Origin of the sequence: uncultured Spongiibacter sp. (assembly GCF_964011655.1) — a bacterium.
GTDB lineage: Bacteria > Pseudomonadota > Gammaproteobacteria > Pseudomonadales > Spongiibacteraceae > Spongiibacter > Spongiibacter marinus.
The window spans coordinates 22,844-47,524 of record NZ_CAXGPO010000005.1; the positions used below are offsets into that span (position 1 = coordinate 22,844).

Below are 24,681 nucleotides of genomic sequence, written 5' to 3' on the forward strand. Positions count from 1 at the left end.
TGCTCCCTGAGCACCGGCCAATAAGGAAGCCTCGGCTATGCGGTACCCGAACTCCCTGTCTCGTCAGTACATATAACGCCGTGGCAATAACACCTGTAATGCTAGTGTGCACTTGCACTGTCGAACATGCGTAGTTTCCACGGCCGTTACCAGTCGATGGCTTTTCCCTGCCAGTCGATATAACTGAGCTGGCCGTCGTGGGGAAGGGCGGAGCAGAGGTCCAGCAGGCGTTCGGCGACGAACTGAGGGGTGAATAACTTGCCGTCTGGGACGCGGCGCTGGAAGGGCGCTGACAGGGGGGAGTCGGTCGTGCCCGGGTGGAAGGACAGCAATTTCAGGTTCTTAGCACAGCGAGCGAATTCGATGCTGGCGGTTTTTAACAACATATTCAACGCCGCCTTGGAGGCGCGGTAACTGTACCAACCACCGAGTTGGTTATCGCCAATGCTGCCGATTCGGGCGCTGAGAACGGCTACCACGCAGGGCTGAGGGCCGCGCAGCACCGGTAGTAGCGCTCGAATGGCCAGCATGGGGGTTACGGTATTGCTGTGCAGTCGCGACAGCAGTGTGTCGGCGTTAATGTCTTCGAGGCGCTTTTCAGGTTGGCCGGCGTCGTCGTGTAGTACGCCATTGAAAATAAACACGCGAGAGATGGCGCCGGTATGCTCCGCCAAGGAGTCTGCCCACGCAGCGAGGCTGTCCGAGCTGTAGTCGCCGCAGTGCCAGTGTAGTCGCTGGTCATCGCATTTAGTGGCGCTGGGGTGGCGACTAAAGACGTGTACGTCATCCAATTCTTGGTCGGTCAGCAATTTTTGGATCAGCGCCTGCGCAATAGCGCTATTGCCGCCGACCACCAGTGCGCGTTTAGGGTTCATGGCGGCGATGTTCAATGATGGCGCAGCGCTCTGTGCAGCGTGGCTGGCCGGTAAACAGCTGGGAAAAGAAGTAGCGGTGTCGAGCGAACACGCGATAGCCAAGGTCTGCCAAGGGGCGAATAAGCGGCCAGCGCAGTGCGGCCATCCAGCGGTGTTTTCCTACCAGCTGCCAGGCGCGACAGCTCACATCCAGGCCAAGTAACAACGAACCGTTTTCATCCCAGCCGTGTAACACGCGGTTGGCCGCAACGGGGTCGATGCTGGGGTAGCGGCGACTAAAGTCCTCGCCGTTGATGTCTTCAAAGGCCAGTGCGCGGCGACCGTCCAGGGCGGCGAGTCGCGTCATTTCCGCGACACACAAGGGGCATCGGCCATCGTAAAATAGGGTTAATCGCGTCATAATTTCTTTCCACAGCAAGGTGCTCAGTGTCTGTACGGAGCGCCAGGTCAAAGCGATGCCTGACACGCTATAACGAAATGCCGGAGAAAGCCAAAATGAAAATCTGGGTTGACGCCGATGCCTGCCCGGTGGTGGTCAGAGACATCTTATTTAAAGCGGCCGAGCGCACCGGGGTCGCCTTAACCCTCGTGGCGAATCAAATGCTGAGAGTGCCGCCGGTCCCCCATATTACCGCGGTTCAGGTGAGCGCTGGCTTTGATGTTGCCGACAATGAAATTGTGCGCCGTTGTGAAGAGGGGGACCTGGTCATTACGAGTGATATTCCCCTGGCCGCCGAGGTCATCGAGAAAGGCGCGATGGCTCTCAACCCCAGGGGTGAGCGTTACACGGCTGACAATATTCGCGGTCGGCTGAACATGCGCGATTTTATGGAGACGCTGCGCTCCTCCGGCATTCAGAGCGGCGGGCAAAGCGCCTATGGCCAGCGGGAGAAACAAGCCTTCGCTAATCAGCTCGACCGGATACTCGCCCGTGCCTAAGCCCTAAGTAAAATTACGGGGAATAAATGGCGCGTTGTTATCGGCAAAATACAGCGATCGTTTAAAGGCGTTTCAATGTGAACCAATGGATGGAATTAGCGGGCGGCCTCGGCCTGTTTTTAGTCGGCATTATCCTGATGACCGACGGCCTCAAAGCACTGGCTGGCGATGCCCTTCACCGGGCACTTTCGCGCTTTACCCGCAGTCCGACTAGTGGCGCCTTCACCGGCGCAGCAACCACGGCAATTCTGCAGTCTTCCAGCGCAACAACAGTGGCGGCGGTGGGCTTTGTTGGCGCGGGCTTATTGAGCTATCCCCAGGCCCTTGGGGTGATATTTGGCGCTAACCTCGGTACCACCGTTACGGGGTGGATGGTCGCCCTGCTGGGCTTCAAGCTCGAGCTGAATACGCTGTTGTTGCCCTGTATTCTCGCTGGCGCCCTGGCGCAATTGTTTGGCCGGGGGCGCTGGCGTGCCGCCGGGCTGGCACTTGCGGGTTTTGGCCTGATCTTTGTTGGCATCGACGCGATGCAAGTGGGAATGTCCGGCTTAGAGGGGCGGATTACCCCGGACAGTTTTCCTGAGAATACTTGGCTGGGGCGTCTCCAGCTGTTGTTGCTGGGGGCGCTAATTACGCTGATTACCCAATCCTCCAGTGCGGGCGTGGCTACCGCGTTAACCGCTGTGCACAGCGGCGCTTTGGAGTTTGAACAGGCGGCCGCGATGGTAATTGGTATGGACGTTGGCACCACTGCAACGGCGCTGTTTGCCACCCTGGGCGGCTCAGCCGAAACTCGGCGCACGGGCTATTCCCATGTGGTGTACAACGTATTCACCGGGATTGCCGCCTTTCTCATGCTGCTGCCCTACGTTGCGCTTTGGCAATGGTGGGCGCCCGGGGCGATATACCAGCAGGCTGAGGTCGCCCTCGTGGCGTTTCACAGCTTGTTCAATCTGCTCGGCGTTATTTTGGTGTTACCACTGGCGGGCCAGTTTGCGCGGTTCATGCTCTGGTTGGTGCCGGAGGCACAGGAGCAGTTCACTGGGCATTTGGATAAGCAATTATTGAAAGACCCCGCGATTGCCCTGGAGGCTGTACGGCGCAGCTTGCGCTCACTGGTTGAAGCGCAGCTGCAATATTGCATTGGTTTGCTGCGCGACCAGCCATCAGCCAAGCCCGAGCGCCATCGCGAGCTTGACGATGCCATTGAGCGCTGCCAACGCTATGTAGACGATATTCACTTGCGGCCCGACACGCCGGACAGCTGGCAGCGCCTGTTGGCGTGTATGCACGTCATTGACCATATGCAGCGCCTGCACCTGCGCTTGGCAGATCGCGAAACGGCTCAGCGCTGGCAGAAAAAAGGGCCGCCACTGCACTCCGGTGTGGTTTTTGAAGACGGTTGCCGGCAGCTCGTAAAACGCTTAACAGACGAGTCTGATGACGTGGCCGGCGCTGCATCGGCGTTTGCTGAGCGCTGCGAGGACGAGACCGAATCCGCCCGCGAAGCGCTGATGGCAGAAATTGCGTCGGGCAATGAGAATACCGTTAATGGCGATTTGTATCTGGATGCGCTGCGCTGGCAGCGGCGCTCATCGCGCCACTTCGCGAAAATCTTTGTCTACTTGGATCAATTGCACAAACTCTCACCCTACGGGAGTCCCGACAGCAAGGCGGAGTAACGCATTCAGCTGCGTTTGCGCTTCGCCGCCGAGGCGCTTTTCGACGGCGGCATTCAGGTCGGCGCTCGGCTGGCCCTTATCCAGCAGGTCCGCGGCGTAAGTCAGCAGCTCGGGGACGCTTAGCGGCGCCGCCACATTCACCTCAGCCTGCGGTTCGGCGCCGCTAAGCGCCTGTAGGGCCATGCAGAAGCGCTGGAAGTCGCCGTCACCCAGGTGATATTGCAGGCGTCGCTCTAGTTCCGTCATAACCGATACCGCATCGTCTATTAACTCAACGCCCGCTTCAGTCAGGTGAAGGCGCTGGCTGCGTCCGTCAGCGGGGTCACTGTGGCGCTCGACATAGCCCAATTCATCAAGCTGACGTGCGACGCGAGAAATGGCCTGGCTGGATACGCCATTGGCCTGTGCCAGTTCGCCAACACTGCTGCCCTCGGGGGCCAGGCAGGCGAGCACCTGGCCGTGGGTCATTTGCAAATGTGGGTGGCCGCGGGCAATGGTGCCCTGCATCAGGTGGCGCTGCAGGCTTCGGTTGATCATGCCGATCAGCATTGAAAAAGGCAGTTGCTCATCAATGCCAGTCCGGTTCGGTTCAAAGCCGGGCACGGCCATCTCAATGCAAACCCGCTGAGCATAGCGGCTCAAAAATGCCATCTCAGCGCTGCCGAGCTGCGCCACATAACGCTCATTGATGTCGGCCAGCTGCTGGTTTGCTGCAGCAATAAGCTGATTGCCGCGCGGGCTAAGGGCAATCAGCTTTGCGCGCTTGTCCAGCGGATCGGCTTGGCGCGCGATATACCCGGCCTCGCTTAAAGGGCGCAGGCTTTGCAGGCAAAGTTGTTTACTCATTGCCAGTCGCTGGGCTAGCTCGGTGAGACGGTGTGGGCGTTGGCCCAGCAAGCTCATCGGCGCGGCGAAGTGCATGGCTAATCTCGTGAACCCCTGGGCGGCTAAGCCCTGCATGGTGGCTTGTTCACAGTCATTGCTGAGGGCATTGAGTTGTTTGAGCGGGTTGTTACGAAACCGCTCGAGTGCGGCTGAAGTCTGTGGCATGGCCTTGGGCGCCTGTTAATTCTGTAGCGCCAATTAATGTAACACATATTTATTAAAATATATTTAGTGTATTTACCTTTTGTGTGGGGCTGTGCTAGCGTACTCGGCAATAATAATGATAAGGAGTGCGCGATGGCGGCGGTGGAGTTCAATCCCTATTCCCATGCGGTTCATGAAGACCCCTATCCCTACTACCAGCGTTTGCGGGCCGAAGCGCCGGTTTACTACAACGCCGAGCACGGCTTTTGGCTGCTGAGCAAATGGGAAGACTGTTTTAACGCATTTCGCGATTTTAAAACCTTTAGCAGCATCAATGGCCCGGCCTTGGAGTCAGACCAAAGCGCGTCGGCGGGCTACCCCATGTTCATTAATATGGACCCGCCGGACCATACGCGTATTCGCAAGCTGTTATCGGGGCTGATGGTGCCCCAGCGTATTGCTGCTCTTGAAGACTACACGCGGCAAAAGGCCCGTTCGCTGATTGCGCCTCATCTGGCGCGCGGGGAGATGGACCTGATTCAGGACTTCAGCGCCATTCTGCCAATGGACGTGATCTCTACCATGATTCATGTGCCCGAGGCGGATCAAGTCGCGGTGCGTACCTGGGCAGATGAGCTGATCTACCGGGAAGACGGCCAGTTCGAGATCAGCGAAGCGAACGTCAACGCCTATTTTAAATTGGCCCAGTATTTTGACGACCTGTCACGGAAATTGGCTGAGCAGCCCTTCGATCCCGACGATATGTTCAGCTGCGTTTTACAGGCTGAGAAAGACGGCAAAATGACTCACGACGATGTCATTGGTTTTGGCATTTTGCTGGCGGTTGCCGGCAACGAAACCACCACCAAGTTGATCGGCAATATGGGCTACCGCTTGTGGCAGCACCCGCAGCAGCGCCAGTTGTTGATTGACGATCCCAGCCGCATCGCCGATGCGGTAGAGGAGACTCTGCGCTTCGACGGATCCACGCAAATGATTGGCCGAACGGTAACCAAAGATATCGAGATTCGCGGACAAAAGATTGCCGCTGGCGCGCGTGTGGGGCTGTGCATTATTTCCGCCAGTCGTGACGAAGAGCGCTATGAAAATGCCGATGTCTACGATGTATGTCGGGGAGCGCGCGACCACATGGCCTTCGGCGTGGGTATTCACGCCTGCCTGGGTTCGGCGTTGGCGCGCTTGGAGGTCAGGGTATGCTTCGAGGAGCTGCTAAAGGCGATTCCCGATTACGACCTGGACCTGTCGCGCAGTGACCGCACTCACAACCCCAATGTGCGCGGCTTTACTACTTTGCCAATGCGCTTTCGCCCGCGGCAGGCGGGCGAGCTATGAGCGCCGTGCAGTGCGGCTTTATTGGTCTGGGGAATATTGGCAAACCGATGTGCGCCAATATTGCCCGCAAGGCCTCGTCACAGCACCTTGCCCTATCGGTATTCGATCTCGACCCCGCGCCCCTGGCAGAAATGCAGGCGCTGGGCGCCCGCGTTGTTGAAAGCGCGGAGGAACTGGCTCGCAATTGCTCGCTGATCGCGCTTTGCGTGCGCGATGACGCGGACGTTGAGCAACTGCTCTATGGCGAGGCCGGTATTTTTGCGGTGGCTGCACCCGAAACCGTTATTGCCATTCACAGCACTGTTACCCGAGACGGTGTTGTGCGCTGGGCCGCGGATGCCGCTGAGCGAGGGCTGGCGCTGGTCGATGCCCCTATCACCGGCGGTGCGGCGGGAGCGGCGGATGCCACGCTATGCATTATGGCCGGCGGCAGTAAAGCGGCAGTATCGCGCTGTCAGGCGATGTTTGCGTGTACGAGTAAAACGGTTGTGTATGCCGGTGAGGCGGGGCAGGCAACCGTGCTGAAGCTGGCAAATAACCTGATGAACTATGCCGCTTTTTCGGCGATCTCCGAAGCGGTGCAATTGGTCAAATGCGCTGGTGCCGATCTCGATGCGCTGCATCAGGTAGGGCAGGCCAATGGCGTGATTACCGCCATGATGAAGCAGTTTATCGACGGTCGTGACGGCGTGCGCGCCGCCTGCAGTGATGAGGATATGCGAGCGGTGTTTGGCCCTTTCGCGGCGCTGGCGGAGAAAGACCTGGATCACGCCCTCAGCTTGGCGGCGCAGCTTAATGTGTCGTTGCCGCTCACTGAAAGGGTGCGCCGCGATATCGACGATGTCTTTATGGCGATATCGCGCTCGGACGTCGAATAACAATAATAGGAGGTCACCATGAGCGTTGCTGATACCCGGCAGCCAGGTCACGGCGAGAGCCGCTTGTATATCAATGGCGAGCTGCGCCCCGCTGAGGGCGGTCGTCAGTATGAGAACATCAGCCCCTTGACCGAGACGGTGCTCGGGGTTGCCGCCGATGCCAGCTTGCGCGATGCCGATGAGGCGATTGACGCCGCGCGGCGGGCCTTTGATCACAGCGACTGGTCGACGGATCACGCCGCACGCCGAGTCTGTTTGCAGCGCTTTGTCGACGGCCTAAATCGCCATCGCGATGCCCTGCGCGCAGCGGTTGCCGACGAAACCGGGGCGACCCAGTTCTTCGTTCACGGCCCGCAGTGCGACGGGCCAATTGCGATGGCGAACTGGCCTGTGGAGTATATGGCGTCCTTCCCCTGGCAGCGGGACATCGGTGAATACGAGGTGATGGGCGTTCGCAGCCGGCGCCTTGTGGTAAAGGAGGCCGCGGGCGTGGTGGCGGCTATTTCACCGTGGAATTTTCCCATTCAAATTAACCTGGCCAAGTGCCTGCCGGCCCTGGCCGCGGGCTGTACGGTGGTACTTAAGGCCGCTGCCGAAACGCCGTGGACGGCATCTCTGCTTGGCCGCATTGCCGCCGAGGCCGAGTTGCCCCCCGGTGTGTTCAATGTGCTCACCGCTAGCGATCCCGCCGAAATTGGCAATGCAATGACCCGAGATCCGCGTGTCGATGTGGTGTCGTTTACTGGCTCCACGGCGGTGGGCAGGCAGGTTATGCGCAATGCCGCGGATACGGTTAAACGGGTGTTTTTGGAGCTGGGCGGCAAGTCTGCAATGGTGCTGCTCGAGGACGCCGACCTGCCCACTGCCTTGTTTGGCTCGCTGGCTATCTGCGCGCACAGCGGTCAGGGCTGCGCGATTACCACTCGCCTGTTAGTGCCCCGCAGTCGTCTTGCCGAAGCCGAAGAACTGTTGTGCGCCTATGTAGGCGGCATGTCTTACGGCAGTGATGACACCAGTGGCGAAATGCAGGGGCCACTGATCAGCGAGCGCCAGCGTCAGCGGGTGTTGGAATATATTGAGCTGGGCAAACAGGAAGGCGCGAGGCTGATACTGGGGGGCGGTATTCCCGCGCATACACGCGCTGGCTACTTTGTTGAGCCGACCATATTCAGCGATGTGCGCAATGATATGCGTATCGCGCAAGAGGAAATATTCGGGCCGGTATTGGTGGTCATCCCCTACGACGACGAAGCCGAGGCGCTGCACTTGTGCAACGACTCCATCTACGGCTTATCGGGCTCGGTGTACTCAGCCAGCGAAGAGCGTGCCCTGGCGTTTGCGCGGAAAATCCGCAGTGGCACGGTCAATGTCAATGGTGGCAACTTCCTCGGCCCCGATGCGCCTTTTGGCGGCTATAAGCAAAGCGGGGTCGGGCGAGAAATGGGGCCGGAGGGCTTTGAGGAATACCTGCAAACCAAAACCATTGCCATCGCCGTGTAGGAGGGGGCTATGAATAATTCTCTGAACGGTCGGGTCGTTGCGGTAACGGGGGCCTCCTCGGGCTTTGGCCTGGCGATGGCGCGGGCGCTGATTGCCGCCGGTGCGAAGGTGGGTCTGATCGCGCGCCGTGAAGCCCTATTGCAGCAGCACTGTGATGAGCTGGGCGAGCGCAGCTTGGCGGTTGCTGCCGATATTACCGACAGCGCGCAAGCGCAATCGGCAATAGAAACGGTCGCTCACCATTTTGGTGGTCTGGACGCGTTGGTGAACAACGCCGGTCTGGCGCGCCCCGGCTTTGTTGAAGACTGGCAAGACGACGAGATTCATCAACAGTTGCAGCTCAATATTGCCGCGACGCTTTATTGCAGTCGCGCAGCCGCCCACCTGTTAAAGCAGTCTGCCAACCCCCGGTTGATCAATGTGAGCAGCGCGAGTGCCCAGCACCATGACGAAATGGCGGGCCTGTCGCTTTACGCGGCCAGCAAGGCCGCTGTTGAGCGGCTGAGTCGCGACCTGCGTCGTGAGTTTTCCCCGGCGGGTGTCGGCGTCAGTATTTTGCGCCCCGGTGCCGCGATGACGGATTTCGCTGCAGGTTGGACGTTTGAGCGCCTGCAGGCGGCGGTGCAGCAATGGCACCGTCAGGGGCCGTGGATGGATAGCGGTATGCAGGCGGAGCATGTCGCACAGGCACTGCTGTTCTGTTTGTCGATGCCGCGCGGGGTGTCGGTGGACTTGCTGGAAATTCGCCCTTGCACGCCAGTTGAAAAAGTCACCCTGTAAAGGAGAGAGAAATGGTTGCTATCACCTATGTTGAGCACGACGGCACCGAACACGCAGTCGATGTCGATGAACAGATGAGTTTGATGGAGGGCGCCACTTTGAACATGGTGCCTGGTGTCGAGGGGATGTGTGGTGGGATTTGCTCCTGTGCAACCTGCCACTGCTATATTCCCGAGGAATGGCAAAGCCAGATGCCGGCGCTCAGTGATGGCGAAAACAGCATGTTGGAGAATGCGATTGATCGCCGCGCCAACAGCCGTCTGGGCTGCCAGATTCCGGTGACGCCCGCGCTTGAAGGCATGCGTGTAGAGCTACCGGAAGAACAGGCCTAGGCCCTGCATTTACAATTAAAACGAGAAAATAATAATGAGTTTTCACAACAAAGTAGTGGTGGTTACGGGGGCGGGGCAAGGAATTGGCGAAGGCTATGCCAAACGCTGCGCCGCTGAGGGCATGCGGGTCGTGGTCGCTGAGCTAAATGCCGAGCAAGGCGAGCGGGTTGTGGCCGACATTCAGCAGGGCGGCGGTGAGGCGATGTTTGTGCGCACCGACGTAGGTGATGAGGCCTCGTGTATTGCCTGTGCGGAGGCAGCGAAATCTGCCTACGGCAAGATCGACTACCTCATTAACAATGCGGCGATCTTTGGCGACATGAAGATCGAAGGCTATATGAATGTTGATATGGACTATCTCGATACCTTCATGCGCGTGAATGTCCACGGCAGCCTGTTAATGGCGCGCGCCTGTGTTCCGTATATGCCGGAAGGCTCTGCGATAGTAAACCAGTCCTCCACGGCGGCGTGGATGAATATCGGTTTTTACGGCGTTGCCAAACTGGCACTCAATGGCCTGACCTGCTCGCTTGCCAATGAGCTGGGCTGGCGAAAAATTCGCATCAACGCTATCGCTCCCGGCCCCACCGAGACCCAGGGCTTGCGCAACACTGCCGGTGACTACGCCGACGAGTTGGTCAAGCAAATGCCGCTGAGTCGTCTCGGCACGCCTGATGATATGGCCGATGCGGCACTGTTTTTGTTGTCCGACAAAGCCTCTTGGATCACCGGCCACATATTGAACGTGGACGGCGGTCAGTTTATGCGGGTGTAGGAGCGCTGCTATGACAGAGTCAAAACGTGAACGCGGTATCGAAAAGTTTAAAGAGGTGTATTGCAATGCCCTGCCCGAGCCCCCCAAGGAAGGTGAAGACCGCTTTTTCGACTTCATGTTGGGCTCGCTGTTTGGCGACCTGTGGGACAACGACACCCTAAGCATTCGCGACCGCAGGCTGTTGCTGCTGGGGGCAATAGCGGCCCAGGGAGAGGACATGACCTTCACCATTCAGGCGCAGTCGGCGTTTACACGCGGGGAGCTGGACGAGGCCCAATTGGAGGAGGCCGTACTGTTTCTAACCCAGTATATTGGCTACCCAAGAGCCTCTAAAATGCGCATGGCACTGATGGGGCTAATGGCCAAAATAAAGAAACAGGAGGGCGAGTAGCGTGGCAGACACGTCGCTAAGTGAACAGAATCGTCAGCGGGCCATCCGCTTTATTGAGTGTTTGTCGGCGGGCGACACCGATGGTTTTTTAGCCTTTTATCACCCTGATGCGACCCTGTGGACCTCGGGCCGAACGTTGATTTCCGGCCGTTATAATCTGAAAGAAATCTCGACGTCCGCTGTGGGCGTACTGGATGCCTTCCCGAATGGCCTTAAATTCACGATCACCGCGACCACTGCCGAGGGTGAGCGCGTTGCGGTGGAGGCAGAGAGTCGCGGCGACCACAGCTCTGGTCAGCATTATCACAACCGTTACCACTTTCTCTTTCGTTTCAAAGACGGGCGCATTATCGAGCTGAAGGAATATATGGACACCGAGTTGGTGAGTGACATTCTGTGCGGTGGTCAGCGCCCGGCGGCGAATGGCTAAAGCACGGCTCTGCTGTTTGCCGACTTTGTTCGCGCAGAGGATTTAAGTCCGGCGAAAGCTGTGACACAGTTAGCGCTATCGATACCACGATGAGGCGTAAGCGTAATGGCCATATTGGCGCTGTATGTTTTTTTGGCGTTGGGCGTGTCTTTTCTCTGCTCACTGCTCGAAGCTGTGTTGTTAAGTGTTAACTCCTCCTATATTGCGGCGGGCTTGGCCAGTGGTCAGCGCACCGCGACCTGGTGGCAGCGCTGCAAAGAAGATATCGACAAACCTCTGGCGGCCATTCTCAGTTTGAATACCATCGCCCACACCGTGGGCGCGGCGGGGGCGGGCGCGCAGGCCACGGCACTGTTTGGCGAAGTGTATTTCGGGGTGATCTCCGCGGTACTCACCCTGTTGATTCTGGTCTTTTCCGAGATTATTCCCAAAACGCTGGGCGCGCGTTACTGGCGTCAGCTGGCACCCGCCTGCGCGCTTATTTTGAAATGGGTGCAGCGCTTGATGTCGCCGCTGGTCTGGCTTACTCAGTGGATAACCATCTTTTTCAGTCAGAAAGAAGAAGCTGCATCCGTTAGTCGTGCCGAGTTTGCCGCCCTTGCCGAGCTGGGTGTTGAGGAAGGAGTGTTCTCGCCGCGCGAAGCGCGCGCCGTGCGCAGCTTGCTGCATTTCAGTCGCCTAAAAGTGCGCGACGTGATGAGCCCGCGGCCGGTAATTTTTAGTTTGGATGGTGACAAAACCGCCGAGCAGGTTCTGGCTGAAAACCCCAGCCTGCCGTTCTCCCGTATTCCGATTTATCGCGACCAGGCCGATAACGTATACGCCTTCGTGCGCAAAGACGAAATTCTACGCGCTGCGATCGAGGCGCCGGGCACAGTGCTGCACACCCTTCAGCGCCCACTGTTAATTGTGCCCGACAACTTGCCGCTGCGCGGCATGATTCAAAAGATGCTGGTACCCGGTAAACAAATGGCATTGGCCGTGGGCGAGTACGGCGAGTTGCACGGCTTGGTAACAACCGAGGATTTGGTGGAAACCTTGCTGGGCTTTGAAATTACCGACGAAACCGATGAAGTGGTCGATATGCAGGTATTTGCGCGTCAGCGCTGGGAGCAGCGCGCGCGGCAGATGGGCTTCCTACACGATGAGTTGGCCCATGGCGATAGCGACAAATCGCCGCAGTAGTGGAGTCGCCTCTGCGCGTTTTGGTATAACATCAGCCGTTTATTTTTTAGGATACAAGCGCCCAATGAAGAAATGGATAGTAGGGCTGTGCGTCGGCACGGTTATGTCGGGAAGTTCGCTATTGCAGGCAAATGAAAGCCCTGACCTGATTGCCGTGATGGGCGATATGCAGCGCTTTGCGCACAAACTGCAGCTGTCGCTGGATGCGAGCAACCTGACGCTGGCAGATTTTTATGCCCACGAGCTGGAAGCGGCGGTGAAGCAGGCCAGTGACATTGAAAGCTATGGCGACTATCCGGTAGGGCGCTTGTCGGCCAGTACGCTTAAACCGCTGGTGTTAAAGCTGGAAACGGCAATCGATAGCGGCGATGTCAGCCGAGCCAGCACGGCGTTTGATAAGTTGATTGATGGCTGCAATAGCTGTCACGAACTCACCGAGCACGGATACATCCATGTGCAGCGCAGCAGCGCGAATCCGTATATGCAGTCCTTTGCACCACGTTAGCGGCGGCGGGAATGCGCTGGTCATTCCCGCAGCACGGCTTAGCGGTCAGGCAGGGTGATGTTTAGCTCAAGTACCGAGCAGTTGCCGGCATTGTCCAAGGCCACTTCGACCTGATCCTGGTTCACATCAACATACTTGCGTATCACTTCCAGCAGCTCTTGCTGAAGTTTTGGCAAATAGTCGGGCTGGTTCCGTTGATTGCGTTCGTGAGCAACAATGATTTGCAGCCGCTCTTTGGCGACGGCGGCGGTATCTTTTTTGTTGTTGCGGAAAAAGTCCAGGATGCTCATGCAGTCCTCCCGAACAGGCGCTTGAACAGGCCTTTTTGTTCCGCGTGAATAAAACGTTGCTCCACCTCTTCGCCGAGTAAGCGTGCCACGGCGTCGCTATAGGCTTGCCCCGCCGTGCTCTGGTCGTCGTGAATAACCGGAATACCCTGGTTTGACGCCTTCAATACGGTTTCTGACTCGGGGATAACACCCAGCAGTTTGGTTGCCAGAATTTCTTCGACATCTTCCACCGCCAGCATTTCGCCCTTGGCCACGCGCTCCGGGTTGTAGCGGGTGAGTAGCAGGTATTCTTCCACGCGCTCGCCGTTTTCAGCGCGGCGGGATTTGCTCTGCAGAATACCGAGAATGCGGTCGGAGTCTCGCACTGAGCTTACCTCGGGGTTGGCAACCACGATCGCGGTGTCGGCGAAGTACAGCGCCATAAAGGCACCGTGCTCAATGCCCGCGGGTGAGTCGCAAATAATGTATTCAAAACCGTCGTCGGCGAGCTCTTTAAGTACGCGCTCTACACCGTCCATGCTCAGCGCATCTTTGTCGCGGGTTTGCGAGGCGGGGAGAATATACAAATTGTCGACGCGCTTATCTTTAATCAGTGCCTGGCGCAGCGTTGCGTCACCGTTGATCACATTGACAAAGTCATAGACAACGCGGCGCTCGCAGTTCATCACAATGTCGAGGTTGCGCAAACCAATATCAAAATCGATAACGGCAGTTTTGTGGCCGCGTAGCGCCAAGCCACTGCTGATTGCGGCACTGCTGGTGGTTTTACCCACGCCGCCCTTCCCGGAGGTCACGACAATAATTTTGGCCAAAGCAAGGCTCCCTTATATGTTGGCAGGGCGGGTTGCGCCCTTCTTTCAATTAACTGAGTGGTTGAATCTCTAATGTTTGCTCGTCGAGGCGAATCTTTGCGGCGGACTTCCAATGCTGGCCGCGAAAATCTTCATCCAGCTTAAAGGTTCCGGCGATAGATACCAGTTCGGCCTCCAAACTCTGACAAAATATTCGTGCAGAAGTGTCGCCGCGTACACCTGCCAGAGCGCGTCCGCGGAGTGCGCCGTAAACATGAATATTGCCATCGGCGAGTACTTCCGCGCCGGCTGATACCGACGACAGCACAATTAAGTCGCCGCCGGCGGCGTAAACCTGTTGGCCGGAGCGAATCGGCGTGTCGATCACTTTGCTGGGCCGCGCGGTGGGCGCCTCGCTGGTTGGCGCAGCGGTCTCTGGCTCTGCTTTGGCCGCCGGGGTCTCGGAAGTCTCGGAAGTCTCGGAGGTATCGGCAGTTTCGCGAGCGGGGCGACCAGCGGGCATGATGGCCAGGCCGCAAACGCGCGCCTGTTCCTGTATTGCGTCATCCGGGCTGCGCAGGGCGACGGGAATCAAGCCATGCTCGCGGCACAGCGCGGTCATTTCCTGCACGGGCGGCGGCAGTGTGCCCTGGTAGGGCTCTAGGTTGAGCACGACCGGGGTGTGCTGGAAAAAGGCCGGCGCTTCAGCGGCTTTGGCGCGCAACTGCTGCTCAAAGCAGCTGTGCTCATAGTCGCTGATATCGAGTTGCGTCAGCGGGAACAAGCCCGCTTTCAAGCGAAATTGCGGCGCGCTGCCGAAGGGGAGTTCTGCGTTTTGAGGTTTTGAATCCATGCGCTCAAGTGTACCGGAGTTTGCAATGAAAATGGCGGCTTCTTATAGCTTGATGTGGTGTTGGCCGCAAGTTGAAAACCCGCTTCCAGTGAGCGCACTGGCGAGGTCATTACTGGTGCACTACGCGCTGAATGCATCCCGCAGCGCCCTATAAAAGGGCGTTAGATGCGCGATTGATCGAAAAAACACCGACTTTCACTGCAATACTAATTTTTGAAAAGCTGGCATTAAAGCTGCAGTGACCTTGTTATTCGCCGCTGCGATAGTGAGTTATGCAGCGGCTACTTTTGCAGCGTAAGCCAGGAGGGCACCGATGCAAGTCATCCTTTAAAGCAGTAAGGAGTGGTGTCATGGTTTATTCGTCGTCTTTTGATTCGCCTCGCAAGTGGATCGTAGGTAGTGCACTGATGTTACTGACCGCCTGTGGCGGATCGGGAAGCTCATCGGGCGCAGGGGGAGAGGGAGGCGTAGTCGATGATCCCACCCCACCTGTGGTTGAAACACCGGTTTTCTCTGAAAGCCGCTTTGATGGCGCCGCGCCAGATGCTGACACGCAGGGCCCCTACCAGATTGCCGGCCCCATCGATTACCAATATGCCGCGGTGATGGCCACCCGCAATATTGATGATAGCGACGGCAGCAGCGTCGACCAGTTTGCCGACCCGGTGGATATTCTCGGTGTGATTCACTACCCGGTGGTAGACAGCGCCAGTGACATACCCGAAGACGGCTTTCCGCTGATTCTGTTCCAGCACGGCCGCCACTCAACGTGTTCGACTACTGGCGATGCCAGTGGCGACGAATCCTCGGGCACGGACTGCGAAGCAAACGGTTTAGTGCCTATCCGCTCGGATAAAGGCTATGACTATATCGCCGACACCATGGCCTCCCACGGCTATGTAGTACTGTCGGTGGATGTGAATGACATCAACGCCCAGGACTCCGGTTCCAACGACCAGGGCATCACCGCCCGAGCGGAAGTGATATTGCACCACTTGGATATTTTCCGCGATATCGCCACCCAGCCCGACTCGGCCTACCACCAGGATGAGGCCGGTAATGACTTTAGCGTTTTGCTCGACAGCATTGACCTCAGCCGCATCGGCCTGATGGGGCACTCCCGGGGCGGTAATGGGGTTGCCAAAACCATCACCTACAACCAAGACCCGCAATTTCGCCGCACTAGCGATTTTGACCAGCCCCACGACATAAAGGCGGTGTTCTCCTTGGCACCTACTGATTTTGACTCCGAACTGCCGCTCAATACCGCCTGGGCCACTCTGTCACCCTACTGTGACGGCGACGTGTCGACCCTGCACGGGGTATATATGTATGACAATGTTCGCTACAACGCCGACGATGTGTCGCAGCCGCAGTTCATGCTTACCGCGATGGGCGCCAACCACAATTACTACAACGACTTTTGGTTTAACGATGACGCCACCCTGAATGGCTTTGACCCCTATTGCACGGAAGCCTCGCCGGTAAGCGGCCGCTTTAGCCGCAGTGACCAACGCCGCCATGGCGAGTTTTTGATCAGCAGCTTCCTGCGCCTTTTCGCTGGCGGTGAAGAGCAATTCGCCGGGTATTGGAGCGCTTTGGATAGCGCGCCCGCCAGTGCCTGTCCAGAGGGGGTTGATACCTGTGACGAGCGACTGCATTTGTCCTTTCATCAGTCGTCAGAAAACCTGATCGTCGTCGACAAAACGCTCAGCGAGGATTCGTTACTGATGAACGAATTTGGCGCCAATACATTTGACGGCTTCACCTTTACCGGCTGGTGCGCGCCAAATGGCGGTAGCCTGGAAGACTTACTGGGCATGAATGAAGACCGTTGTCCGTCGCCCTCAACCATCTCTAAAGCGCCGCAGGTGTTTGCCAACTATCTGGGAACGGGCGCCACTATTGAATTTGCCCTGCCCGCTGAGGGGCTGGACGCCAGTGCGGCAGACTTTCTGACGCTGCGTATGGGAGTGAGTGTTACACCGGAAAATGCCACTGGCCAGGACCTGCATCTCACGCTCAGTGATGTGTCTGGCAACGCCGTGACCCTGCTCGCCAGCGACTACAGCGACGCGCTGTATTTTCCGCCGGGGCTGACGGTATCGGCGCGCGATACCGGAGCCAAGACGGTCATTAATATGCTGCCGTTCCGGCTGGATGCCAAAGTGATTCACGATGCCGGTGTCGACCTCAGTGCGCTGTCGTCAATTAAATTAGCCTTTGACCAAAAGCCCGCGGGCACCTTTCAGTTGACCGATGTGCTGTTTCAGACAGTCCCCTACCGCTAACACTTTTAGCGCGTGACCACTCTCCCGGGTGGTCGTTTCACAGCTTGCGCCCGCCCTCGGGCGCTTTTTTGTTTCTGGCCGATAAATCCGGGCTTTTCTTGTTTTTCGTATCACTGACGAAAGAGGAGAAGATTTATGGCGACAACAGGCATTGCGCAACGCAGCTATCTGCTGGCAGGTGCGCTGGGTGCGATACCGTTTATTGCAGCGCTGTGGGCGGTGTATGTCGGCGGCAGTTGGGCTGGCCTGACCGGCCAGGTGGCGTTGCACAGTTATGGCGTGGCCATCACCGCTTTTATGGCGGGAACGCTTTGGGGAGGGACCTTTTCGGCGCCGCGCTTTAACGATGCCTTGCTGGGAATGGCGGCGGCGATCGCGGTGGCATTTACGGTGTGGATGCCAATGGCGCAAGCCTACCTTACGCTGGCCATCCTGCTCGGTATTCTCTGGTGTTATGACTTGTTTCGCTATTACCGCTATGGCTTACCCAGCTGGTATATCAGTTTGCGCTGCTGCCTTAGCAGCGTTGCGATCGCCTGCTTGCTCGCCGGGCTGTTCATTGTGCGCCTGGCTTAATTGCGCAGGCGCCTGCGAACTTGAGCAAAGCGGTAGGCGCCCCAAATGCCGATGGCGGCGCCGGCGGCGACTAAGCCCCATGCCAAACTGACCAGCAGCGCTTGTTGAGCGTAGAAATGCAGGATGGCCGCACCAGCAGCGGCGAAGGCGAGGGCGCTGCGCAAATAGGCAAGCAGCGTGCGTTCATTGGCGAGAAGGGTGCGTTCTAAGGCGAGCTGGTCGCGTACTTGGCTATCTTCCATGTGGCGCTCCTGTGTAAAGGTGCAAACACTATAGCGTGTCGATATTCTCCAGGCACCAGTCGGCGCGTTGCAACACGGCTTGTTGCTTGTCATCAGCCATCTTATCCCAGCTTTTGTAAACCATGCCGACCCTCGGGTTACGCGCAAAATTCTCGCGGTGGCGCAGCATAAAATGCCAGTACAGGCTATTTAAAGGGCAGCTTCGCTCGCCGGTCTTTTCTTTCACCTTGTAGTGGCAGTCGCCGCAGTAGTCGCTCATTTTGTTCATATAGTTACCGCTCGCGGCGTAGGCTTTACTGGCCACCAAGCCGCCATCGGCGTACTGGCTCATGCCGCGAGTATTGGGCATTTCCACCCACTCCAGGGCATCGATATAAATGCCCAGATACCAGCTGTCGACCGCATCGGGGTGAATGCCCGCCAGCAGCGCAAAGTTCCCGGTGACCATTAGGCGTTGGATATGATGGGCGTAGGCGTGCGTCAGCGACTGGTCTATTGCCTGCTTCAGGCAGTGCATGTGTGTCTCGCCGTTCCAATACCAACGCGGCAGCGGTCGCTGGGCATTCAGGGCATTGCGCTCGCCGTAGTCGGGCATATTTGCCCAATAAACGCCGCGCACAAATTCTCGCCAGCCTAAAATTTGGCGGATAAAACCCTCGATTTGCGCAATGTCTATCGCGCCATCGCTTCGCTCAAAGGCATTCAGAGATGCATCAATCACCTGCTTTGGCGACAACAGCTTGCTGTTCATCGCAAAGGCGAGGCGCGAGTGGTAAAGGCTCCACCCGTGCTCGCTACGTGCAGTCATGGCGTCTTGAAAGCGGCCGAAGTTCGGTAGCAGCTGCTCACAAAAATACGTGAGCAGTTGCAGGGCCTGCTGGCGGGTAATCGGCCAGGGAAGCTCGTCGCCGCCCTGGCCGATGCTGGCGATGTTGTGGCGGGCAATGCGCTCGCGAATCGGCCCAACGGGGTTGGCAAAACACAGCGCCTCGGGGATGCCGTCAAGGTCCTCAGCACTAAGCTTGTTGCGGTTATCTGCATCGTAATTCCACCGCCCGCCACGGGGCTCATCGCCGTTTTCCCCGTCCATTAACACGTGAAAGCGTTTGCGCATTTTGCGATAGAAAAATTCCATTTTCTGGGCTTTGCCTGCCGTAAAATACTGCCCCAGTTCCGCAAAGGGCAGCATGAAGTGCTCGCTGTCTACGCAGTGATGCTGCACGCCATTTGCTAGTGTCAGCGCTTGTAACTGCTGGTGCACCCGGTACTCGTCAGGTTGCTGATACTCCAGCTGTGAAACCGCGTAGTGGCGGCATAAGCGTTGCAGCAGGGCGTTGAGGTCGGCATCTTCTGCAGTGTCATCCAGGTTCAGGTGCAGGACATGGTGGCCCGCTTTTTTTAGCGCATTGGCAAACTGCTCCATGGCGGCGAAAAAGCCGCACAGTTTCTGAATGTGGTGTCGGCAGTAGCTGGCTTCCTGATGCAGCTCGGCAATAACGTAAAGGGTTTGATCGTCGTGCTCTCGGTACCAGCTGTGGCTGGCGTTCAGTTGGTCACCGAGAACCAATCGCAGGCGTTGATACTGGCGCATTATCCGGCTCGCTTCTTCGGGGTGGTGTTGAGTTTGGGGCGCACATGCGTGGCCAAGATACGCTGGGCTTCTTGCTTAACATCGGGACGGGCGCGCCACTGCCAGAACACGCTTCGTGCTGTTTTCCCGCTGACGCTTATATCGACGATGGGTAGCGGGTAATCCTTGCCCGGTGTGAAGTGATACATGGCCGCCTCCAGTGGTGGAATATGCCACGGTTGATGGATGACGGGGCTGGGCAGGTTTGCCAGCTCTGGCAACCACTGGCGAATAAAGGTTCCCTCGGGGTCGTGCTCCTGGGATTGTTTAACAGGGTTGTAGATACGCAGCGTATTGATCCCGGTAACGCCGGCTTGCATTTGCATTTGTGGGTAGTGAATGCCGGGCTCGAAATCCAGAAATAGTGATGCCAGGTGCCGGCTACCCCGCGTCCAATTGATCCGTAGGTGATGGCAGAGAAAGCTCACTAACATGGCGCGCATCCGAAAGTTGATGTAACCGGTGGCCTGCAGGCAGCGCATGCAGGCATCCACTAAAGGATAGCCGGTTTTACCCGATTGCCAGGCGATCAGGTCGCGATCCGCGTCTTCCCCCTCCCGCCATGGAAACGCCTCGTAGGCGCGATTGAGTGGCCGCGTCTCCATTTCACATTCACTTTCAAATTTCTGCATAAAGTGGCAGTGCCAGTGAAGCCGCGAGGAAAAGGCGACATGGCTGCGAGACCAACCCGGCGTACGCCAGCGCGCGAGTAAATATTGATAGACCTCGCGCAGGCTAATGCAGCCCCACGCCAAGTATGGCGACAGGCGGGAACAGGCAGCGCGACTCAGCTCAGGGCTGGACAGTGACCGGTAGTAGTCCTTGCCACGTTGCTCAAAGAAGCTGTGCAGGGTTTGCCAGGCGGCATCAGCGCCGCCCGGCTGAAAGGCGGCGTTTGGGCTTGTCCAGCTTGCCGGTGGCTGCATGTCGAAGCCGTTTAGCTGCAGTGGTTCTGCAAATGTGGCGCTATTCAGTAACGGCGCGGCCGGTGAGGCGCGCATGACTTTCTGCCATCGACTGTCCCAACCGCGCCGATGCGTTGCGCCGCGTTGAACGGCGCCGCTAGGGCTTTGCTGCCAGTGTATGTTTGATGCGGTGAAGAACGCGGCAAGCCGACGGTCGCGAGCAAACGTGGAGGCCAGCCCGATTTCCTGGTGGCTGAAAACGGTGTCGATGGTAAGGCGCTGCTGCAGAGCGGAAAAAATCGCCAGTGGCTCGCCGTGCAATACCTGAACGTGCCCGCCAAAGGGTTTCAGCGCAGTTTGCATGGCTTCCAGCGACTGCCACACAAAGCGCCAATGACGTTCATCGTAGTGCGGGTCGGCCAGTAATTCCGGTTCGAAAATGTAAAGAAGTAATACCGGCCCGCCCGCCGCGCAGGCGTTGGCAAGGGGGGCGTGGTCGCTGAGGCGAAGGTCGCGCTTTAACCACACCAGTTGAATGGCGCGGCTCATTGCCCCTCTCTCAGGATGGGCCAGTCAACGATATCGATATGGTCGAGCTCGACGGCGGTGGCGTCCTCGCCGAGCCAGTGACGGCGGAATTCACCATCGGGGTCGAACTGTTCGGTTTGCTTATTCAGGTCAAAGTGTCGGTGTCCGCGCGGGTCAGCGCCAACACCTGCCAGATACTGCCAATTCCCCCAATTGCTGGCGACGTCATAATCGATGAGCTGGCGCTGAAAATAAGCCGCGCCGTAGCGCCAGTCCAGCCCCATCTCATGGACGAAGCAACTCGCGACGATCTGCCGCCCTCGGTTACTCATATAGCCGCTGGCATTTAGCTCGCGCATACACGCATTAACGATGGGGTAGGGCGTTGTGCCCTCGCACCACTGGCGAAAACGCTGGGGATAAAAGCTGGTTAACGGTTTTTGGTGCTTAATGCCCGAAAATGAAAACAGATCTGCGCCGTGGCGCAGGGCATAGAACTGGAAGTACTCCCGCCAAAGTAACTCAACGTAAATCCACTCGGTGGAACCATTGCGCTGCACGCTTTGCTCGAAGTCGATCAGCGTATCGAGCAGTCGCCTGGGCGACAGGCAGCCGTTTGCCAGCCAGGCAGAAAACTTGGTCGAGGTCTCCCACCCCCACAGTGCATTGCGTGTTGCTTTGTACTGGGTGGGCAGCGTTGTTGAAAAATAATTTTTCAAGTGAGCGATGGCAGCGGTTTCACCACCAATAAACCGTTGCTCGCCAGCGGCGCTGTAACCTGCGTGGCTCTCGGTGCGCCAACCGGCAGGTGGCGGCGGAAGCGAAGCGGGCGCGGCGAGTGCAGGGCTGGGAAGCTGGTCGCCGAGTTTGCGGCGAAATTTTGAAAAGCTTTCGGGCAGGCCGCCCAGGGAAAACGGCAGCTCGTCGACTTCAAACAAACAGTGATTATTGGCCTCGATGAAACGGCAGTCGGGGAGCTGTTGTTGCAAGGCTTGCCACTGTCGGCGCTCATCCAGCCCGATGGCCTGAGCCTGCGCGATGACTGCAACGTCGTAGCGCTCGACCAGCGCCGGGATCGTGCGCCCTGCCGACGCCTCGACAATGGTAAGTCGCTGGCCCATCGAGGCCAATTGCGCCTGTAGGTCGCGCAGACTTTCCTGGATAAATTTCAGACGGTGGCTACCCAGAGCCGGGGTCTGACAGAACCGAGGCCGGAATAACTCCGGATCCAGGCAATATACGAGCAACAACTCGTCTACTTGACTGGCAATGCGCCGCAGCGCTGCATTGTCGTGCAGACGAAGGTTATTGCTGAATAAAAATAGTCCTCGGCGCATGCCTAACCCCAGTAGTGATCTCTAGAACTTATAGGGTGTCGGGAGGGCTTTGGATTTGCGAGAAGGTGGCGGGAAAACAAGGCCCCCACCCCGGGGGAGTGGGGCGAGAGCCTAAAAGGGAGCCGGCTTACTTCGCCGCGAGGCGGCGCAGGATATAAAGTGCCAGCAGCGTGCTGAGCGCACCGGAGAGCAGGTAGCCGGACACGGCGGTCAAACCGAAGTGCACAGACAGCCCCAGGGCGATCAGCGGGGCAAAGGCTGCGCCGAACAACCAGGCGAAGTCAGAAGTCAGTGCCGCACCGGCATAGCGGAAGCGCGGGGCAAAGTTGTCGGTAACGGTTCCCGACGATTGGCCGTATGACAAACCGAGCAGCGCAAAGCCGATCAGGATAAAGGCGTTTTGCGCACCCGCCGAGCCGCCAAGTAGTGCGGGGGCAAAAGCGGCGAAGGCAGCGATCAGCACCGCCATCAAGGCAACAAGCGCCCGCTTACCGAGGCGGCTGGCAATCAGGCCCGAGGCGAGGGTTGCGACAACGCCGATCACACCACCGAAGATTTGCACGGTCAGCACATTGGTGATGACCTGAGAGTTCTGCAGCGAGATCCACGACAGCGGGAAAATCGTCACAATGTGGAACAGAGCATAGCTGGCCAGTGCGGCGAAGGCGCCGAGGAAGATCGTTGGGCCTTCTTCATCGAGCATTTTCTTGGTGCTGACCGGCTCCAGTTCTTTCTCTTCCATCGCCAGTGTGTACTCTTCGGTGAGCACCAGGCGCAGCCGTGCGAACAGGGCGACAACGTTAATTGCGAAGGCGACAAAGAAGGGGTAGCGCCACGCCCAGTTTTGGAAATCTTCCTGGCTTACGCTGAGTGTTAGGTACAAGAACAATGCATTGGCAAGCAGGAAGCCGATAGGCGCACCCAGCTGACCGAACATGGTATACCAGTTGCGCTTAGCCGGGGGCGCATTCAATGCGAGCAGCGATGGTAGGCCGTCCCATGAGCCGCCCAACGCAAAACCCTGCAAGATTCGGAACACGGCAAGCAGGAAGATGGCACTGCCACCCAGACTGGCGTAGCTTGGCAAAAAGGCGATGCCCGCCGTCGCGGTTCCCAACAGGAAGAGCGATACGGTTAGCTTAACGCTTCGGCCCCAGCGGCGCTGAATGGCCATGAATAGTGCGGTGCCGAAGGGGCGAGCAACGAAGGCCATAGCGAAAATGGCAAAGCCATAGAGCATGCCATTTAGCGAGTCAGTAAAAGGAAAGAAGACATGCGGGAAGACCAGCACGCAGGCGATACCGAACACGAAGAAGTCAAAATGCTCGGAAGCTCTGCCAATAATGACGCCCACTGCTATCTCGCTGGGGGCGACTGGAGAGTGTCCCGCTGGGGTTTTCATGTCCTCAGCTGTTGAGGTATTTGCTGTTAAATTTGCCATAGTCAGAAGGTGTTTTCCGCCCGTAGTACTCTGAGTGACACGAAGCCTAACGGCTTTGTTTGAAAGCGAACATAGGACAAATTGTCCAATTCTCACTCCCTATTCGTTCACGTACAGTCCACAACCCAATGCAATAACTGGACAAGCGTGTAGCGATGACAGTGTTCAAAACCCTTATCAAATCATTAGCTGCGACGGCGGGCGTCGCAACGATCAGTGGCTGCGACTGGGTTGTTATGTCGCCCTCGGGCGATATCGCCGCTCAGCAGGCTGACCTGATTATTTGGGCAACGGTACTTATGTTAATTATCGTTGTGCCCGTCATTGCGCTGACACTGCTATTTGCTTGGCGCTATCGCGCGTCGAACAAAAAAGCAACATATCAGCCCGACTGGGATCACTCAACGCATTTGGAGTTAGTGATCTGGGCGGCGCCGCTGGCAATCATTATTGCCCTGGGCGCGATGACCTGGGTGAGTACTCACCAACTCGACCCTTACCGCCCGCTCGATCGCGTGGATGAAGGCAAGCCGGTTCCGGCCGGTGTCGAGCCGCTGATCGTGGAAGTGGTCGCGATGGACTGGAAGTGGTTGTTCTTCTACCCCGAGTACGATGTGGCGGCGGTTAACGAGCTGGCGGCACCGCTGGATCGTCCGATCAAATTTAAGATTACCGCAACAACGATGATGAACTCGTTTTTCATCCCGGCCCTGGCGGGCCAGATCTACGCCATGGGTGGCATGGAAACACAGTTGCACGCCGTCATTAATGAGGAAGGCGTCTACGACGGTTTCTCTGCTAACTACTCCGGTGCCGGCTTTAACGGTATGCGCTTTAAATTCCACGGCAAGACCGATGAAGGCTTTGCTCAGTGGCTGGACACCGTTAAAAGCCAGGGCACCGAGTTGAGCCGTACCGCGTACAAAGAGCTGGAGAAACCCAGTCAGTATGACCCGGTTCGCTACTTCAGCACGGTGATGCCCGGCCTCTACGACGCCATTCTTAACCGCTGCGTTGATCCCGGCACACTGTGCATGAAGGACATGATGGGCGGCCACAGTGGTCATCAGGATCACAGTCAACACGAGGCAGATCACCATGCACATTGATGCCTCACATTTTGAGCGGGTTGCAGTGCAGCCC

At 57.7% G+C, this 24,681-nt stretch carries 26 protein-coding genes; 15 read left to right on the forward strand and 11 right to left on the reverse strand.

Features of this window, described 5'->3' with window-relative positions; genetic code table 11:
* Positions 1–146: 146 nt before the first annotated feature.
* Both ABNS66_RS03995 and ABNS66_RS04000 read right to left on the reverse strand, forming a co-directional pair.
* Complete coding sequence (locus ABNS66_RS03995; protein WP_286838644.1) at positions 147–875, reverse strand: SDR family NAD(P)-dependent oxidoreductase; 729 nt, start codon at positions 873–875, stop codon at positions 147–149.
* On the reverse strand, positions 865–1,275 hold the full coding sequence (locus ABNS66_RS04000; protein WP_286696312.1) for a DUF393 domain-containing protein: 411 nt from the start codon (positions 1,273–1,275) through the stop codon (positions 865–867). The genes ABNS66_RS03995 and ABNS66_RS04000 overlap by 11 nt, the downstream gene beginning before the upstream one ends.
* A 95-nt stretch (positions 1,276–1,370) precedes the next feature.
* On the opposite strand from ABNS66_RS04000, the gene ABNS66_RS04005 reads away from it, so the two are divergent.
* Together ABNS66_RS04005 and ABNS66_RS04010 are read left to right on the forward strand one after the other, a co-directional pair.
* On the forward strand, positions 1,371–1,814 hold the full coding sequence (locus ABNS66_RS04005; RefSeq protein WP_204994640.1) for a YaiI/YqxD family protein: 444 nt from the start codon (positions 1,371–1,373) through the stop codon (positions 1,812–1,814).
* A 77-nt stretch (positions 1,815–1,891) separates the two neighbouring features.
* Positions 1,892–3,496, forward strand: coding sequence for a Na/Pi symporter (locus tag ABNS66_RS04010; RefSeq protein WP_286696311.1), 1,605 nt, complete (start codon positions 1,892–1,894; stop codon positions 3,494–3,496).
* On the opposite strand, the gene ABNS66_RS04015 is transcribed toward ABNS66_RS04010, so the two are convergent.
* The gene (locus ABNS66_RS04015; RefSeq protein ID WP_286838641.1) at positions 3,461–4,546 is read right to left on the reverse strand and encodes a MarR family transcriptional regulator; all 1,086 of its coding nucleotides are present in this window, start codon (positions 4,544–4,546) and stop codon (positions 3,461–3,463) included. The two genes, ABNS66_RS04010 and ABNS66_RS04015, sit on opposite strands and share 36 nt — an antisense overlap.
* A gap of 132 nt (positions 4,547–4,678) precedes the next feature.
* Here ABNS66_RS04015 and ABNS66_RS04020 point away from each other — a divergent pair, with 132 nt between their 5' ends.
* The 10 genes from ABNS66_RS04020 (at position 4,679) to ABNS66_RS04065 (ending at position 12,654) form a co-directional block, all read left to right on the forward strand.
* Positions 4,679–5,878, forward strand: a complete 1,200-nt coding sequence (locus ABNS66_RS04020; RefSeq protein ID WP_286838639.1) for a cytochrome P450 — start codon at positions 4,679–4,681, stop codon at positions 5,876–5,878.
* Positions 5,875–6,756: an NAD(P)-dependent oxidoreductase gene (locus ABNS66_RS04025; RefSeq protein ID WP_286838638.1), complete on the forward strand. Its 882-nt coding sequence runs from the start codon at positions 5,875–5,877 to the stop codon at positions 6,754–6,756. Before ABNS66_RS04020 ends, ABNS66_RS04025 begins: the two co-directional genes overlap by 4 nt.
* An 18-nt stretch (positions 6,757–6,774) precedes the next feature.
* Entirely contained in the window at positions 6,775–8,256 is a 1,482-nt protein-coding gene (locus tag ABNS66_RS04030; RefSeq protein WP_286838636.1) for an aldehyde dehydrogenase family protein, read from the forward strand.
* 9 nt (positions 8,257–8,265) lie between these two features.
* Positions 8,266–9,036 (forward strand): SDR family oxidoreductase, encoded by a 771-nt coding sequence (locus tag ABNS66_RS04035; RefSeq protein WP_286838634.1) that lies wholly within the window; start codon positions 8,266–8,268, stop codon positions 9,034–9,036.
* Between the two features lie 11 nt (positions 9,037–9,047).
* Positions 9,048–9,368, forward strand: coding sequence for a 2Fe-2S iron-sulfur cluster-binding protein (locus tag ABNS66_RS04040; RefSeq protein ID WP_204994633.1), 321 nt, complete (start codon positions 9,048–9,050; stop codon positions 9,366–9,368).
* 34 nt (positions 9,369–9,402) lie between these two features.
* Positions 9,403–10,143 (forward strand): SDR family oxidoreductase, encoded by a 741-nt coding sequence (locus ABNS66_RS04045; protein WP_286838632.1) that lies wholly within the window; start codon positions 9,403–9,405, stop codon positions 10,141–10,143.
* 10 nt (positions 10,144–10,153) lie between these two features.
* Complete coding sequence (locus ABNS66_RS04050; RefSeq protein WP_204994631.1) at positions 10,154–10,534, forward strand: carboxymuconolactone decarboxylase family protein; 381 nt, start codon at positions 10,154–10,156, stop codon at positions 10,532–10,534.
* 1 nt (position 10,535) lies between these two features.
* Positions 10,536–10,964, forward strand: coding sequence for a nuclear transport factor 2 family protein (locus ABNS66_RS04055; RefSeq protein ID WP_286696304.1), 429 nt, complete (start codon positions 10,536–10,538; stop codon positions 10,962–10,964).
* Positions 10,965–11,069: 105 nt separating this feature from the next.
* Positions 11,070–12,149: a CNNM domain-containing protein gene (locus tag ABNS66_RS04060; protein ID WP_204994630.1), complete on the forward strand. Its 1,080-nt coding sequence runs from the start codon at positions 11,070–11,072 to the stop codon at positions 12,147–12,149.
* Positions 12,150–12,213: 64 nt separating this feature from the next.
* Positions 12,214–12,654: a hypothetical protein gene (locus ABNS66_RS04065; RefSeq protein WP_204994629.1), complete on the forward strand. Its 441-nt coding sequence runs from the start codon at positions 12,214–12,216 to the stop codon at positions 12,652–12,654.
* Positions 12,655–12,692: 38 nt separating this feature from the next.
* Here ABNS66_RS04065 and minE read toward each other — a convergent pair whose 3' ends face one another.
* The 3 genes from minE to minC are packed head-to-tail and all read right to left on the reverse strand — an operon-like array spanning position 12,693 to position 14,588.
* On the reverse strand, positions 12,693–12,944 hold the full coding sequence (minE, locus tag ABNS66_RS04070; RefSeq protein WP_027873106.1) for a cell division topological specificity factor MinE: 252 nt from the start codon (positions 12,942–12,944) through the stop codon (positions 12,693–12,695).
* On the reverse strand, positions 12,941–13,756 hold the full coding sequence (minD, locus tag ABNS66_RS04075; RefSeq protein WP_286696303.1) for a septum site-determining protein MinD: 816 nt from the start codon (positions 13,754–13,756) through the stop codon (positions 12,941–12,943). The genes minE and minD overlap by 4 nt, the downstream gene beginning before the upstream one ends.
* Before the next feature lie 49 nt (positions 13,757–13,805).
* A complete protein-coding gene (gene minC / locus ABNS66_RS04080; protein WP_286838630.1) occupies positions 13,806–14,588 on the reverse strand; it encodes a septum site-determining protein MinC in 783 nt (260 codons plus the stop codon).
* Between the two features lie 350 nt (positions 14,589–14,938).
* Here minC and ABNS66_RS04085 point away from each other — a divergent pair, with 350 nt between their 5' ends.
* A complete protein-coding gene (locus ABNS66_RS04085; protein ID WP_286838627.1) occupies positions 14,939–16,879 on the forward strand; it encodes a hypothetical protein in 1,941 nt (646 codons plus the stop codon).
* 135 nt (positions 16,880–17,014) lie between these two features.
* A complete protein-coding gene (locus ABNS66_RS04090; protein ID WP_286838625.1) occupies positions 17,015–17,455 on the forward strand; it encodes a DUF3429 domain-containing protein in 441 nt (146 codons plus the stop codon).
* On the opposite strand, the gene ABNS66_RS04095 is transcribed toward ABNS66_RS04090, so the two are convergent.
* The 5 genes from ABNS66_RS04095 to ABNS66_RS04115 all read right to left on the reverse strand — a co-directional run bounded on the left by ABNS66_RS04095 (position 17,452) and on the right by ABNS66_RS04115 (position 23,499).
* Positions 17,452–17,697 carry a DUF202 domain-containing protein gene (locus ABNS66_RS04095; protein WP_204994624.1) on the reverse strand — a complete coding sequence of 82 codons (246 nt, stop codon included), beginning with the start codon at positions 17,695–17,697 and terminating at the stop codon, positions 17,452–17,454. The genes ABNS66_RS04090 and ABNS66_RS04095 overlap by 4 nt on opposite strands.
* A 28-nt stretch (positions 17,698–17,725) precedes the next feature.
* Positions 17,726–19,288: a cryptochrome/photolyase family protein gene (locus tag ABNS66_RS04100; protein ID WP_286838624.1), complete on the reverse strand. Its 1,563-nt coding sequence runs from the start codon at positions 19,286–19,288 to the stop codon at positions 17,726–17,728.
* The gene (locus tag ABNS66_RS04105; protein WP_286838622.1) at positions 19,288–20,781 is read right to left on the reverse strand and encodes a deoxyribodipyrimidine photo-lyase; all 1,494 of its coding nucleotides are present in this window, start codon (positions 20,779–20,781) and stop codon (positions 19,288–19,290) included. The genes ABNS66_RS04100 and ABNS66_RS04105 overlap by 1 nt, the downstream gene beginning before the upstream one ends.
* Positions 20,778–22,097, reverse strand: coding sequence for a DASH family cryptochrome (locus ABNS66_RS04110; RefSeq protein WP_286838620.1), 1,320 nt, complete (start codon positions 22,095–22,097; stop codon positions 20,778–20,780). The genes ABNS66_RS04105 and ABNS66_RS04110 overlap by 4 nt, the downstream gene beginning before the upstream one ends.
* Before the next feature lie 127 nt (positions 22,098–22,224).
* The gene (locus ABNS66_RS04115; protein ID WP_286838618.1) at positions 22,225–23,499 is read right to left on the reverse strand and encodes an MFS transporter; all 1,275 of its coding nucleotides are present in this window, start codon (positions 23,497–23,499) and stop codon (positions 22,225–22,227) included.
* A gap of 194 nt (positions 23,500–23,693) precedes the next feature.
* Between ABNS66_RS04115 and cyoA the strand changes: the two genes are divergently transcribed.
* On the forward strand, positions 23,694–24,647 hold the full coding sequence (gene cyoA, locus ABNS66_RS04120) for a ubiquinol oxidase subunit II (RefSeq protein ID WP_286838617.1): 954 nt from the start codon (positions 23,694–23,696) through the stop codon (positions 24,645–24,647).
* The last annotated feature ends 34 nt before the right edge of the window (positions 24,648–24,681 follow it).